General features: G+C 76.0%; 11 protein-coding genes. 7 read left to right on the top strand and 4 right to left on the bottom strand.

The window, feature by feature from the left end; all coding sequences use genetic code 11:
- Window position 1 precedes the first annotated feature (1 nt).
- The 4 genes from IF129_RS09500 to IF129_RS09485 form a co-directional block, all read right to left on the bottom strand.
- Window positions 2–508: a ParH-like protein gene (locus IF129_RS09500; RefSeq protein ID WP_191209075.1), complete on the bottom strand. Its 507-nt coding sequence runs from the start codon at window positions 506–508 to the stop codon at window positions 2–4.
- Window positions 509–801: 293 nt separating this feature from the next.
- Window positions 802–2,070 carry an MFS transporter gene (locus IF129_RS09495; protein WP_191209074.1) on the bottom strand — a complete coding sequence of 423 codons (1,269 nt, stop codon included), beginning with the start codon at window positions 2,068–2,070 and terminating at the stop codon, window positions 802–804.
- Window positions 2,071–2,087: 17 nt separating this feature from the next.
- Window positions 2,088–4,709: a class III lanthionine synthetase LanKC gene (gene lanKC, locus IF129_RS09490; RefSeq protein ID WP_191209073.1), complete on the bottom strand. Its 2,622-nt coding sequence runs from the start codon at window positions 4,707–4,709 to the stop codon at window positions 2,088–2,090.
- A gap of 148 nt (window positions 4,710–4,857) precedes the next feature.
- On the bottom strand, window positions 4,858–5,016 hold the full coding sequence (locus IF129_RS09485) for a hypothetical protein (protein WP_191209072.1): 159 nt from the start codon (window positions 5,014–5,016) through the stop codon (window positions 4,858–4,860).
- A gap of 289 nt (window positions 5,017–5,305) precedes the next feature.
- Here IF129_RS09485 and IF129_RS09480 point away from each other — a divergent pair, with 289 nt between their 5' ends.
- The 7 genes from IF129_RS09480 to IF129_RS09450 are packed head-to-tail and all read left to right on the top strand — an operon-like array spanning window position 5,306 to window position 13,863.
- Window positions 5,306–7,129: an AfsR/SARP family transcriptional regulator gene (locus IF129_RS09480; protein ID WP_191209071.1), complete on the top strand. Its 1,824-nt coding sequence runs from the start codon at window positions 5,306–5,308 to the stop codon at window positions 7,127–7,129.
- Between the two features lie 49 nt (window positions 7,130–7,178).
- Window positions 7,179–8,297, top strand: a complete 1,119-nt coding sequence (locus IF129_RS09475) for a radical SAM protein (protein ID WP_191209070.1) — start codon at window positions 7,179–7,181, stop codon at window positions 8,295–8,297.
- On the top strand, window positions 8,294–9,034 hold the full coding sequence (locus IF129_RS09470) for an iron-containing redox enzyme family protein (RefSeq protein ID WP_191209069.1): 741 nt from the start codon (window positions 8,294–8,296) through the stop codon (window positions 9,032–9,034). The genes IF129_RS09475 and IF129_RS09470 overlap by 4 nt, the downstream gene beginning before the upstream one ends.
- Window positions 9,031–9,264: an aroma-sacti cluster domain-containing protein gene (locus tag IF129_RS09465; RefSeq protein ID WP_191209068.1), complete on the top strand. Its 234-nt coding sequence runs from the start codon at window positions 9,031–9,033 to the stop codon at window positions 9,262–9,264. The genes IF129_RS09470 and IF129_RS09465 overlap by 4 nt, the downstream gene beginning before the upstream one ends.
- Window positions 9,265–9,284: 20 nt before the next feature.
- Entirely contained in the window at window positions 9,285–12,455 is a 3,171-nt protein-coding gene (locus tag IF129_RS26700) for an adenylate/guanylate cyclase domain-containing protein (RefSeq protein WP_191209067.1), read from the top strand.
- Window positions 12,452–13,294 carry a S8 family peptidase gene (locus IF129_RS09455; protein ID WP_191209066.1) on the top strand — a complete coding sequence of 281 codons (843 nt, stop codon included), beginning with the start codon at window positions 12,452–12,454 and terminating at the stop codon, window positions 13,292–13,294. The genes IF129_RS26700 and IF129_RS09455 overlap by 4 nt, the downstream gene beginning before the upstream one ends.
- Window positions 13,291–13,863, top strand: coding sequence for a GAF domain-containing protein (locus tag IF129_RS09450; protein WP_191209065.1), 573 nt, complete (start codon window positions 13,291–13,293; stop codon window positions 13,861–13,863). Before IF129_RS09455 ends, IF129_RS09450 begins: the two co-directional genes overlap by 4 nt.
- Window positions 13,864–13,868: the final 5 nt, after the last annotated feature.

Below are 13,868 nucleotides of genomic sequence, written 5' to 3'. Positions count from 1 at the left end.
CTCAGCCGGCGTGCTGCGGTCCGGCGACGGCGCCCACCAGCGGCGCCGCGGCGCACCCCCCTGGCGTGGGGGGTGGGAGTGCGGCGTCGTTGCGCAGCGCGCGGTGGCGCAGGAGGGACGCCAGCAGTTCGGCCTCGCGCTCGAACGGTTCGGGGTAGGCGGTGCGCCCCAGGACGCGGCGGACGAGGTGCGGTGAGAGGTGGCCGATCAGGGTGCGGGGCAGCGGTGTGTCGTGGACGGAGGCCCGGTCGTGGCCGAGGAGCAGGTGGGCGGCCTCGTGGAGCAGGATGTGCTCCCGGTGCAGGGTGGTGGTGTGCGGGGTGTACATGATGTAGTCGGCGCGGTCCGTGGTCACGAGCAGCCCGCACGGGCCGGTGTGCGGCAGTTCGACGGGCAGGATGGTGACGGGGCGGCCGCGCCGTTCGGCCAGGTAGGCGATGAACCGTTCGGCGTCGAACGGGGCGGGAAGGGTGAGCTCGTCCGCGATCCGGCCGGCTCGTCGCCACATCCGTCTGTCCTGCCGAGCGACGAGCACGGCATGCTCCTCTCGGTGCGGGACCGGGCGCCGTGTCGGGGGTGCGGTCCGGAGGCCAGGAGGTCGGTGTCGCCGCACGGCCGCCGTGGGCTCGGGGACGTGTCGGACCATGTGAGCGTATCGGCCGGTCCAGCGGCTGGCGAGGGTGTCGACGGCGTCGCGGGGCGGACCCATCGGGTTTCGGCCACGACGGCGGTCTTTCCGGACGTCGCGTGTGGTGGCGTTCCGCCCCGAGCCTCGGGACGGGGTCGGGAAGCGGGACCGGCTCAGCCCGACGAAGCGGCCGCCGCGGGGTCCGCGGCCTCGGGAGGAGCGGCGGCGCGCATCCGGCGCGCGGCCCGGACGGCCGGTGGAATGGCGACGGCGACGACCCCCAGCCGGAGGAGGTTCAGGGCCCACAACGCCGCGTGGACGCCGATCCACTGCCCCAGCAGCCCGCCGGCCAGCGCGCCCAGGACGTTGGCCCCCGCGACGAAGACCTGTACGGCGGCCATGGCGCGTCCGAGCTCGGCCTCGGGCACGTCGACGGTCAGCACGGAGCCCAGGCCGACGTTGGCGATCGCTCCGAAGAAGACCGGCAGCGAGATGCCGAGTGCGGCGATGGAGGCCGCCAGGGGAACGGGGCCGACGGCCATGGGGAGCAGGAGGGCGCAGCAGGCGGCCAGGGCGAAGCTGAGGGCGGTCACCCGGCGGGCGTCGCCGCCGGGGCGCAGCACCCGGCCGGCGACGAAGGATCCGGCCATCCCGGTGACCCCGGACAGGGCGAACACCAGGCCGTAGGCGGAGTCGGGCAGCCCCACGTCGCGCAGCAGGAAGATGCCGGTGAGCGCGGTGACGCCGGAGAGGCAGACGGCGGAGGAGAGCAGGAAGGTGAGGAGCGAGCGGTGGTAGGTGTGACCGAAGAAGAACCGCAGCCCGGCCGTCGCGCCCCGGGAGCGTTCGCCGGGCTTCCTCCGGCCGGCCGAGGAGCGGTCGGGGGTGCGCATGGCCAGCAGCGCGGCGGCGCTGAGGACGTAGCTTGCGGCGTCGACGGCCAGCGCGGTCGCCCCGCCGAAGACGGCCACGGCGGGCCCGGCCAGCGAGCGGCCGACGAGCGACGCGCCGAACTGCCCGGCCTGCAGGCGGGCCCGTGCCGGTCCGACGCCGTCGGCGCTGACCAGTTCGCGCAGGTGAACGAAGTAGAGGGCTCCGGCCATGCTGCCCAGGGCGGCCCGCACGGCGCTGAGGCAGGCGAGCCAGACGAGGGTGACGGAGCCGGCGGCCAGCCCCAGGGCGACGGTGCCCACGGCCAGGGCGGATGCGGCGTCGAGCGCCACGAGCGTTCTGCGGGGGCGGGTGACGCGGTCGGCGAGGGCGCCCAGGGGCAGCCCGAGCAGGAGTACGGGCAGCATGCCCGCCGCGCTGAGGAGCCCGGCCTCGGCGGCCGTGGCGTCGAGTTGGACGACGGCGATGAGGGGGAAGGCGATGGCGGTGAAGAAGGAGCCGAAGGCGGAGGTGGTCTGCCCCCACCAGTACAGGGTGAGATCGTGTCGCACGGTCGTCCTCCGGGGGCTCAGGCCGGCGTGAGCGCGGAGGGGGCGGCCAGGGCGTCGACGGTGAGGAGCGCGTCGGGCCGGGGGGCGAGCAGCTGGGCGAGGAACAGCAGCACCCCGGCCGAACCGCTGTACAGGTCGGCGCTGTAGCGCAGTGACTGGTCGCCCAGGAACCGGATTCCGCTCTCGTGCGGTATCGCGTACTTGAACAGCCCCCGGGCCGCCCGCACGGCGGCGGCGCGGGACACCGGATCGCCGGTGAGGCGGGCGTGGTCGGCCAGGACGAGGCCGTAGCCGGACAGGCCCTGGTAGAGGCCGGGCATCACGGTGGTCAGCAGGTGCAGGGGCGCGAGCAGCCGGGGCAGCGCGTCGGTCAGGCGCTCGTCGTCCACCAGGCCCAGGTAGCGGTCGAGGGTGTGGGCGAGGCCGGCGGAGCCGGAGAACAGGTAGGCCACGACGCGGCTGTCGGCGGCCGAGACGGGGAAGGTCAGGTCGGGGGCGCCGGGGTCGGTGGCCCGGTCGAGCTCGGCGTGCAGCAGCCGGACGCCTCGGGCGAGGTGTGCGGTGTCGCCGGTGACGGCGGCGAGTTGCTGGAGCAGCAGGGCGACGCCGCAGGGGCCGTGCAGCAGTCCGGTGGCGCCGTCGGGTCCGAGCCGTTCGGCCAGCGCGCCGTCGTCGCGCGGCAGGGCGTGGACGAGTGCGAGGGCCCGGTCGACGTGGTGGGGGTCGCGGGTGTGCCCGTACAGCGCGAGGTGGGCCAGTGCGAGGCCCGCCGAACCGCCGTACAGGGTGGCGCAGTCGGCGGTGAGCGGGTGCCGGTCGGCGGCGGCCAGCAGGTCCGTCGCCTCGGTGAGCATGCCGTGGTCGGCCAGGACCCGGGCGATGCCGGCCGTGCCGACGTAGAGCCCCGGGGCGAGCGCGTCGGCGGCGCCGAGCGCGTCCTCGCGCAGCCGGTGCAGGACGCCCTCGGGCAGGGGCCTGCCCGCGCGGCTGAGCGCGTGGACGACGCCCGCGGTGCCGTAGGCGACGCACAGGGTGTTGGTCTGGTACCCCTCCATGATGGTGGGGAAGACGCGCCCCGGGTGCGCCGGGTCGGCCATCGCGAGCAGCGCGTCGCCGACGCCGTCCCGCAGGGCGGTCAGGTGGGTGAGGGGGTCGGCGGCGACCTCCTCGGGGCCGGGCAGGGGCGATCGTCCCCGCGGACGGTGGTAGCGGGTGACGCGGTCCCACAGCGGTCGGGGGACGGGTGCGCTCCGTGCCAGTTCCGCGTGCTGGTGGGTCAGGGCGTCGGGGTTGCGCCGGGCGACCTGTTGCAGGGGGCCGAGGAGGAGGTGGGTCAGCGCGCAGAGGCCGTAGGTGTCGTAGACGGTCGGGTCGTCACCGCGCAGGGCGGGGGGCGGGCTGTAGCCGGGGGTCCCCAGCGGGGTGAAGGCCGACCCGACGGGCCGGGCCGCCTCGAAGTCGACCAGCCGGACGCGGTCGTCGCGGTCGATCAGGACGTTGCCCGGGCTGACGTCCACGAAGAGGTATCCGGCGGCGTGCAGGTCCGTCAGGGCCCCTTCGATCGCCGCGACGATCCGTTCGCAGCGCTCGTAGTAGGCGAGGACGTCCGCGCGGGTGGCGGTGACGCGCAGGAGGGGACTCGTGCCCGACATCCAGTGGGACAGGGGACGGCCGTCGATGAGCTCCGTGACGAGGAAGTCGTGCTCCCAGACCCGGAAGCGCTCGATCGGCCGGGGTGCGAGTCCGGGGGCGTCGCGGTGGAGACGGCACAGGGTCTCCCACTCGGTGTCCAGCGCCTGCGGTGCCGTGGTGCCGTCGGTGGCCACGCCGCAGTGGGCGCGGGCCTCCTTGATGAACACCGCACGTCCGGTGGCCACGTCCCGGCCGCGGTAGGTGCCGCCGGCGTTGCTGAAGCGGATGGCCTCCTCGAAGGCGAACCCGCCGAAGGTGGGCGGCTGGTCGGTGCGAGCGCTCCCCTCGGGCCGTCGTGCCCGGGCCGCCCGGCGCGGTCCGGTGGGCCGGAAGGGGTCGGTCAGGCCGTCGGGGAGGAAGAACCCGAGGGCGCGGCGGTCTTCGACGAGGGCGCCGTGTCCGTCGCGGACGAGGTACCGCGTGGTGCCGTCGGGGCGGACTCGGCGGCGGGGGACGAAGGCCCCGTAGCGGTAGTGGACGGTCCGGGAGGTGCCGAACCGGCGGTCGGTGAGGATGTACGGCCCCTCCTCGCCCTCCAGTTCCGCGCTCAGGTGCTCCATGAGCCGCCGGGCGGCGGGCGCGTCGGGCGGGTAGGCGGCGACGAACTTGCCGTTCTGGACGCGGGAGGCCTGCTTGGCGTGCGTCCAGTGGTGGAAGGAGCGGCCGGACAGGTGCTTGAAGTGCACCGCGTGGGCGAAGCACACGCGGGCCACGGTGTCGAGGACCGGGACGAGCCGGTCGGGGCGGGCGGAGACGTGGACCTTCCACCCGTCCTCGGCGCCGTGGTGCGCGGCGCGCCGCCACACCGTCCACGGTCCGGACACGGTGCCCTCCCACCCGTCGGGCACCGCCGCGGGCCGCAGGGGATCGCCCGGCTCGGTGGCGCTCTCCAGGGGCGCGTAGAACTCCCGGTCCGCGACGACGTACGCGAAGGGGTTCTTCTTCATGACGTTCCGCCACCTTGTTCGTCGTCGTGGTCCGTCGCCGTGCGAGCGGCCCTCAGGCCCTGGACAGGGGGACGGTGGTGTGCCGCGGCCTCGGGCGCCGGTACGGCACACCACCCCCGTTCTGCGGATCAGCGGGTGTGGCCCGGTGTCAGCAGTCCCCCAGGCTGACGGTGCTGATCAGCGCGTCGTCGGGCGCGTCGGCCGACAGGTCCTGGAGCTCCCTGACGGAGTGGGCCTCGACCTCGGCCTCCTCCTCGCTCTCGACGCCCGGGGTCTCGTCGGGGGTGGGCTCGTTGATCTCCGACATGGTCGCTCTCCTCATCCGCTCGGGGATGGCGGTCACCTGCGGGTTCCGCCTGTGCCTCGACGTTAGGTCGAGGCCGTTCGGCGACGGCTTGGCATCGGTATGGCCTCGGTATCCCGGCCAGGTCCGGGCGGTGAACGGGGGGAGAAGGAGCCGTGCTCCGGCCGTGCGCGCTCCCTGGCGCTCGTCCGGCGGGTGACCTACGCTCCTCCAGGCATCAGCTGAAATGAATGACTTGCACAGTCTCGTTGCTGCTGGCAGGGGCCACGGTCCCGCCCGAGGGGGAACGCTCATGGAAGCTCAGCCCGCCCGGCCCCAGGTGACCTTGCGGTTCACCGTCCTCGGCCCGCTGACCGCCCGCTGCGGCGGGACGTCCTTATCCCTCGGTCCACTCAAGCAGCGTCTGGTTCTGGCCATGCTGCTGTGCAGCCCCAACCGCGCCGTTCCCGTCAGCACGCTCACCGAGGCGGTGTGGGAGGACGCCCCGCCCCGCACCGCGCGGAAGAACCTCCAGGTCTACGTGTCCACCCTGCGGGGGATCCTGGCCGACGCGGGCGCCGGCGACCGGCTGACGCACCAGGCCGGCGGGTACCACCTGAGCCTCCGTCCGGACGAGGTGGACGTGCTGCGCTTCAACGAGCTGGCCCGGGCCGGGAGGAGCGCGGCGGGCCAGGGGGCCCCGGCCGCCGCCGCACGGCTGCTGCGCAGGGCACTGGACCTGTGGCAGGGCCCGCCGCTGGCGGAACTGAGCGGTTCACCGGCCGTCGCCGCCGAGGCCGGACGCCTGGAGGCGCGCAGGGTCCAGGCGCACGAGGACTGGGCGGAGGCCGAGCTGGCCCTGGGCAATGCCGGGGACGTCGCCGACGTCACCGCCGAACTGACCGAAACACACCCCCTGCGCGAGCGGTTGATCGCCGCCCAGATGAACGCGCTGTACGCCACCGGCCGTCAGACGGAGGCGCTCGCCGTCTACGACGGGCTGCGGCAGCGGCTCGCCGCCGAGCTCGGTCTGGAGCCGAGTCCGCCGCTGGCCGCGCTGTACCGGTCCATGCTGTCCGGCGACTGCGCCCCGGCCGGCGCGCGGCCGCAGCGCACCGCCCGGTGCCTGCTCCCCGCGGACCTGCCGGACTTCACCGGACGCCGGGAACTCGTCGAGGAGCTGACGGACGTCCTGACCGGCGGCTGGTGCCGACTGGCCGCGCTGACCGGGCCGGTCGGCGTCGGCAAGACGGCGCTCGCCGTGCACGGGGCCCACCGGCTCGCGCGGCGCTTCCCCGACGGAAGGCTCCTGGTGCGGATGCGCGCGGACGACGGCGCCCGGCGGCCGGCCCGGGACGTGCTCGCCGAAGCGCTGCGGTTCGCCGGGCTCCCCGAACCCCGCCCCGGCCACCCCGAGGAGGCAGCCGCCCGCTGGCGCGAGTGGCTCGCCCAGCACCGCGTCCTGCTGGTGCTCGACGACGCGGCCGACGAGGCCGCGGTGCGCCCCCTGGTGCCCGACGGCGGCGAGAGCGCCGTCCTGGTGACCGCGCGCTGCCGGCTGGCCGGCCTGGCCGGCGCCTACCGCCTGGACGTGCCGCCCTTCACCCGGGGCGAGGCGCTGGAACTCCTCGGGCGCCTCATCGGCCCGTCCCGGGTGTGCGGTGACCCGACGGCCGCCGACACCATCCTGGCCACGGCCGGAAGGCAACCGCTGGCGGTCCGCGCCGCCGGGCTCAAGCTCGCGGTGCTGCGGCATCTGCCGCTGCGCGAGTTCGCCGCCCGGCTCAGCGCCCCGGAGGCCCTGCTGGACGAACTGGCCGCGGGAGACGTCGACGTCCGGCGCCGGGTGGCCGAGAGCTGGCGCGACCTGTCGGAGGCCAACGGGGCGCTGCTGCGCCGCCTCGGCGCGCTGTCCGGCCCGGTCTTCACGCTGCACCAGGCCAGTACCGCGCTGCGGTGCGACGCGGAACCGCTGCGCAGACGGCTGGAGGCGCTCATCGACGCGGGGGCCCTCAGCGTTCCCGACGTCGAGGTCACCGCGCACGCGGTGCGCTACGAACTGCCCTGCCTGACCCGTCTGTACGCCGTGACGAGCAGCGCCCATACCGGTTCCGAACCGTCGGCCGCCGCCGGTTGAACCCGCCCCGGCCACAGTGGGCGGGGCACCGCGCCGAAGGGAGGCCGCCGTGGAACTCGCCGAGCTCATGGCACTGCGCCCCGAGCCCGCCGCCGGGCTGCTGATGATGCTCACCCGGCGCTGCCCGCTGAGCTGCGCGCACTGCTCCACCGACTCCACGATGGCCGCCGGCGGGCCGGACCCGGACCGTCTGCTGCGGTTCGTGGGCTCCTTCACGCCGCAGGACCGGCCCGACGTGCTGATGATGACCGGCGGCGAACCGCTGATGATGCCGGAGCTCAGCGCCGAGCTGGCCGTCCGGGCCCGTCGGGCCGGGACCCGCAGCGCGCTGCTGACCGGCGCCTTCTTCGCCCGTGGCGCGGCCCGCGGCGCGTCCCGGGCCCGGGAGGTGATCCCCACCCGCGTCCGTCGCGCGATCGACGCCGTCGACCACCTGTCGGTGAGCGTGGACGCCTTCCACGAACGGGAGGTGGCCCGGGCGGACGTCTTCCGGGTGGTGCGCGAGGTGCTGGAGTCCGGGACGTCCGTCAGCCTCCACCTGGTCGGCACGGACCCGCTGGACCCCTACCTGGCCGAGACGACGGCCGCCGTGCGGCGGGCGTTCGAGGACCGCGTGCCGATGCTCGTGAACACCGTCCGCCCGGTGGGACGGGCCGCCGGGCGCCCCGGCACCCGCCCCCCGGTCGCGGCCCCGCTCGACCCGCTGCGCTCCGCGCCGTGCTCGATGGCCGCCTGGCCGGTCGTGACGGCCGACGGCACCGTGGTGGCCTGCTGCAACCAGGACGTCGTCGACCGCCGCCCCGTCCCGGCGCACCTGCTGCTCGGCCACGTCGCCGAGGACGACTGGGGCGCGGTGCGGGGGCGGACGCTGGCCTCGCCCGTGCTGCGCTCGGTACGCAGCGGCGGACCGCTGCGGCTGCTGGCCCGCCACGGTGGCCCGGCGGCCCGGGCGGCCGGTGAGGCGGGCACCTGCGCGGGCTGCCGCGCGCTCCCCGAACATCCGGAGGCGCTCGCGGGCGCCGCACGGGTCGCGTCCGGGCCCGCCGGGGCGCTGCTGGACCGCCGGGCCGCCCGGCGGCGGCGGGAGGCCGGTCCGGTGGCGTACGTACGCCGCCACGGGTGCGCGGCCTACGCCGACCTGGTGGCACTCCCCGGGGCCGCGCCGTGACCACGCCCCGGCACCGCCCGGCCGCGGGCGAGGCGTTGCGCGCGCGGCTGCGGCTCACCGAACCGGCGGTGCGCGCGGCCACCGCCGCGCTGTGGGACGCGCCCGGCCTCGCCCAGCGCTACCCGCAGTACCTGCGCGTGATGCACGGGGTGGTGCGCGCCTCGGTACCGCTGATGGAACGGGCCGCCGCCCGCTGCGCCCGGCTCGCGGGGGCGCCCGGGCCCGATCCGGTCGCCGAGCCGCTGGCCCGGTACCTGGCCGGCCACATCGAGGAGGAGCGCGGACACGACGACTGGCTGGCCGACGATCTCGCGTCGCTCGGCCACGACCCCCGAGAAGCCCTCGGCCGGCCACCTCCGCCCGCCGTGGCGGCACTGGTCGGCGCCCAGTACTACTGGATCGAGCACCACCACCCCGTCGCCCTGCTCGGCTACATCGCGGTCCTGGAGGGCAACGCCCCGGCCCCCTGGCTCGCCGACCGGGTGGTCCGGGACGCCGGCGTGCCCGCCGCCGCCCTGCGGACCGTCCGGGCGCACGCCGCGCTGGACACCGGCCACAGCGACGACCTCCACGCCCTGCTCGACGCCCTGGACCTGACTGCCGGTCAGGTGCACACCGTGACGGTGAGCGCCCTGTTCACGGTCGACGCCCTGCTCGGGCTGTTCGGCACCCTCACCCGCACGCCCCGCCCCGGTGCGCCCCACGGCCCCCCGGCAACCGCAGGAGGTACGCCTTGACGGAGCCAACCCGCCCCGCGCCCGACCCCGTCCCCGAGGCGCCCGACGTGCTGGGCGAGCTCCGGGCCCAGGGCTTCGACGTCGCCGCCCTCACCGAGGACCAGCGCACGCTCATCCACGGCCTCAGCGTCGACGAACTCGCCCTGCTGCTGGACATCAAGGCCCGGCTGGAGGACGCCGGGGACGAGGTCCACGCGCACAGCGAGATCGCCGGTGGAGCCCTCTTCTGACGGGACGGGGAACAGCAGTCATGCACTGTGCCTCATGCGGCCACCCCACGCCGGCCGACGCACGCTTCTGCCCGCGGTGCGGCTCCTCCTGCGCCCCGACGGCGCCGCCCGAGGAACGCCGGGTCGTCACCGTCGTCTTCTGCGACCTCGTCGGCTCGACCGCGCTCTCCGGCGCCCTGGATCCGGAGACCCTCCGCGCCGTCACGCTGGACTACTTCGAGGCGGTGCGCGGCTGTGTCGAGGACTTCGGCGGCACGGTGGAGAAGTTCATCGGGGACGCCGTCATGGCCGTCTTCGGCATCCCGGTCATCCACGAGGACGACGCCCGCCGCGCGCTGGGGGCGGCGTTGGCCATGCTGGCGGCCGTCGAGGAGCTCAACACCGGGTTGAACGCGTCGCTCGGCGTCCGGCTGCAGGTGCGCATCGGGGTGAACACCGGTCCCGTGGTGACCAGCTCGGACGTCTCCACCCGGCAGAAGCTCGTCTCGGGCGAGACGGTGAACGTCGCCGCCCGACTGGAGCAGAACGCCGGCCGGGGCGAGATCCTCGTCGGGGAGCCGACCCTGCTGGCGGCCGGATCGGCCGCCCGTGTCGCACCGGTGGGGCCGCTGCGCGTCAAGGGCAAGGAGGACCCGGTCACCGCCCACCGGCTGCTGGCGGTCGAGGAGGACGACCCGGAGCGGCTGCGTCGCTTCGACGTGCCCTACGTGGGGCGGGCCAGGGAGCGGGCCGAGTTGGGCCTGGCCCTGGACGGGGTCGCCGCCGACGAGTCCGCCCAGCTCGTCACCCTCTACGGGGAGGCGGGGGTCGGCAAGACCCGGCTGCTGCGCGAGTGGCACGCGGGGCTCGACACCCCCGTCGCGTTCGGCGCGGGCCGCTGCCGCCCCTACGGCGACCACGGCAGCCTCGCGCCGCTGGCGGAGGCCGTCCGGCAGCTGCTCGACGGGCCGATGTCGCCGGCCTGTACGGCCGAGCGGGCCGAGGTGCGGGGGGCCACCGCGGTGCTGGAGGCGGGTCTGCTGCGCGACGGCACGCCCAGCCCGTCGGTGGAGGACACCTGCTCCGCGCTGGTGGCGCTGCTGGCCGCCCTGGCCCGGGCACGGCCCGTGGTCCTCGTCATCGACGACTGCCACTGGGCCGGTGAGCTGCTCATGGACGTGCTGGACCGGCTGGTGGAGGAACTCGACCTGTCGGCCGTGCTGTTGCTGTGCGCCGCGCGGCTGGACCTGCTGGACCGCCGCCCGGGCTGGGGCAGCGGACGGCCGCGCTCGCGTTCCCTGATGCTGTCCGGGCTGCCGCCCGAGGAGTCGGAGGCCCTGGCCGCCGTGCTCACCGAGGTCAGCGCGCACCGTTCGGCCGTTCCGGCCCGGGCCGTGGAGGCCGCCGGGGGCAACCCGTTCTACCTGGAGCAGCTGATCGCCACAGCCGACGGGCCGGGGCCGGACGGGGACGCCTCGCTGCCGCCCTCCCTCCAGGCGCTCCTCGCGGCCCGCGTCGACGCCCTGGAGCGGCCCGAACGCGCGGTGCTGGACCTCGCGTCGGTGCTGGGCCGGGACTTCACCGCCGACGAGCTGGGCGCGTTGGCCGCCGCCGAGGGGGCGGAGCCCGGACGGGAGGCCCGGGAGGTGCGGCCGGAGGGCACGGCGGCGGCCGACGACGGTTCCGTGCGTCCCGCACTGACCCGGCTCAGCCGGCGCAGGCTCGTGCAGCCGCTGCGCCGGCCCGCCGCCGAGGACCGCCCCTACCGGTTCAGCAGCGGGCTGGTGCAGGAGGTCACGTACCGCTCCCTGGCCAAGCGGGCCAGGGCCCGGCACCACGAGCAGGCCGCCGCGCTCCTGACGGCCCGGCGGGCGGGCGACGCGCGGGTGGCCGACCACCTGCGCCACGCCTACCGCTACCGGGTCGAACTGGGCCTGCGGGACGAGCACACCGAGACGCTGCGGCACCGGGCCGCGGAGCTGCTCACCCGCTCCGGCGCCCTCGCGCTGGCCCGCGCCGACCTCGCCCGGGCCGGCGTCCTGCTGCAGGGGGCCCTGGACCTGTTGACGGAGGGCGAGGACGGTTGGACGCGCGCGGCCCTGCCGCTGGCCGAGGTGCGGCTGGCCACCGGCCGGTCCGAGGAGGGGCTCGACCTGCTGCGCGCGGTGCCGGACCGCGGCTGCGCGCCGGTCGAGGCCGCGCACGCCCGGCTCGCGCTGGCCGTGGCCACCGCCCCTCCGGGCGAGGTCGTGGCGGCCGCCGAGGAGACGCTGCCGGTCTTCGAGTCCGCCGGGGACCACCTGGGCCAGACCCGGGCCCGCGTCCGGATCGCCCAGGAGTTGCAGCTCCAGGGCCGGCACGGGCGGGCCGACGGTCAGCTCACCCGCGCGCTGCGGCACGCGGAACTCACCCGCGCCGAACCCGAACGGGCCGTCGTCCTGGGCGCCATCGGGATCTCGCTGTGGCGTGGACCGGAGCCGGTGGACACCGCCGTGGCGCGGTGCCGGGACCTGCTGGCCGCCCACGGCGGCCCGCGGCCGACCGTCCGGCTGACCCTGGGGTGTCCACTGGCCGTGCTGCTGGCGCTGGGCGAGGACTGGTCGGGAGCCCGCTCCTGCCTGGACGACGTCCGGCGGCTGGCCGAGGGGTTGCACTACGCGGAGAGCAGCGTGGTCGTCCCCCTCTTCGCGGCCTCGGTCGAGTCGCTGGCGGGACGCCCCCTGGAGGCCGCCGCGCTCTTCGCGCGGGCCGCCGCCGCCGCGCGGCGACTCGGCGCCGACGCGCTGCTGGGCGCGGCGCGACGCGAGTCCGCCCGCCTGCTGCTGGACGGCGGCGACGCCCCGGGGGCGGCCGGGCACCTCCCTTCGGAGCGCGCCGGTGGCACGACCGGACCGCTCCCCCGCGCCGACGCGGCGGACCTGGACGGGCTGCGCGCCCGGCTGGCCGTCGCGGCGGGCCGGTCGGGGGAGGCCGCACGGTTGGCGGAACGGGCCCGCGCGGCGGCGGAGGAGACCGACTCACCGGTCGTCCGGGCGACGGCCGCCCTGGACGCGGCCCTGGTGTTCGGGGAGCTGGGCGACTGGGCGCGGGCCGCGCACGCCGCGGGCCGGGCACGCGCCCTGTTCCGGGCCAAGGGCCACCTGCCGGGTGCGCGCCGTGCCGAGGAGCTCCGCGCACGCGCCGCGGCCCGCGGAGCGGAGGTCGCCCGGTGAGCGGGGCGCCTCGGCGGTCGGCGGCCCGGCTCAGCTGGAACCTGCGCGGCAAGGGGCCGGACGACGTGGCCGTCGTCGCCGACGGGGAGCCGGTCACCCCGGCGTGGGCCTTCGAGGGGGGCGCCGGGCGAGGGGTCCGGGTGTGCGTGGTGGACTCCGGAGTCGAGCACGACCATCCGCTGGTCGGCCGGGTGGACGGCTCCTGGGGCGTCGTCACGACGGAGTCGGGGCCCGAGGTCCGCGAGAGCGCCGACGGGGACGCCTGCGGCCACGGCACCGCGTGCGCCGGCATCGTCCGCCGCGTCGCGCCCGAGTGCGAGCTGTACAGCGTGCGGGTCCTGGGCGAACGGTTCACCGGGACCGGGGACATGCTCATGGCCGGTCTGCGCTGGGCGGTCCGGCAGGGGTTCGACGTGGTCAACCTCAGCCTGTCGACCACCCGGGCCCGCTTCGCCGCCGAGCTCCACGCGCTGGCCGACGAGGCGTACTTCCGGCGCACCGTGATCGTGGCCTCCGCGCACAACATGCCGGTGGAGAGCTACCCCTGGCGGTTCGCCTCGGTGATCTCGGTCGGCAGCCACCAGGAGGACGACCAGGACCTCTACCTCTACAACCCCGCGCCGCCGGTCGAGTTCTTCGCCCCCGGCCAGAACGTGACGGCCGCCTGGCTGGGCGGCACGACGATCCGCACGACGGGGAACAGCTTCGCCACCCCGTTCGTCGCCGGACTGTGCGCCCGGGTCCTCTCCAAGCACCCGCGGCTGACCACGTTCCAGCTCAAGAACGCCCTCTACCTGTCCGCCGCCAACGTCCACATCGGCACCGGAGGTGCTCCGTGACCGAACCCCACCCCGACGCGGCGTCCGATCCGCTGTCCCGGGAGCTGCTGCAGTCGGTGGTCGAGGTGGCCCGGGCCATCTTCGGCGCCCAGGCCAGTTCCGTCTTCCTGTACGACGAGGCGGCCCACGAGTTGATCTTCCAGGCCGTGTCAGGTCGGGGCGAGGACCGTCTCGTGGGGCGGCGCTTCCCCGCCGGTCAGGGCATCGCGGGGTGGGTGGTCTCCTCGGGGGAGCCCATGGTGGTCGACGACCTCGCCCACAACACCGTCTTCGACCGGGAGTTCGCGGAGTCGACGGAGTTCGTGCCGGACGCCATCATGGCCGCGCCGCTGCTCCACGGTGACCGTGTCCTCGGGGTTCTGGAGGTCCTGGAGCCGGTGCCGCAGTCCCGCTCCAGCCTCGGTGAGCTCGACCTGCTGGCCCTCTTCGCCGAGCAGGCCGCCACCGCCCTGCGGGTGGTGCTGGAGCGGCGGGTCGACGCGCCGCGCGCCGCGCGGGAACGTGCCGAGGCGCTCGATCTGGTCGGCAGTCTTCAGCGGCTCCTGGAGAGCGGGACGCCGACGTCGTGAGCGTC

Source organism: Streptomyces chumphonensis (assembly GCF_014779715.1).
GTDB lineage: Bacteria > Actinomycetota > Actinomycetes > Streptomycetales > Streptomycetaceae > Streptomyces > Streptomyces chumphonensis.
The sequence above is the reverse complement of the archived record's forward strand: the minus strand, read 5'-3'. Positions and strand labels throughout refer to the sequence as shown.

Bases quoted from the DNA above. Each gene is read 5' to 3' on its own strand.
- lanKC (WP_191209073.1), bottom strand. From the start codon at position 4,709: ATGAAGAAGAACCCCTTCGCGTACGTCGTCGCGGACCGGGAGTTCTAC.
- IF129_RS26700 (WP_191209067.1), top strand. From the start codon at position 9,285: ATGCACTGTGCCTCATGCGGCCACCCCACGCCGGCCGACGCACGCTTC.
- IF129_RS09500 (WP_191209075.1), bottom strand. From the start codon at position 508: ATGTGGCGACGAGCCGGCCGGATCGCGGACGAGCTCACCCTTCCCGCC.
- IF129_RS09485 (WP_191209072.1), bottom strand. From the start codon at position 5,016: ATGTCGGAGATCAACGAGCCCACCCCCGACGAGACCCCGGGCGTCGAG.
- IF129_RS09480 (WP_191209071.1), top strand. From the start codon at position 5,306: ATGGAAGCTCAGCCCGCCCGGCCCCAGGTGACCTTGCGGTTCACCGTC.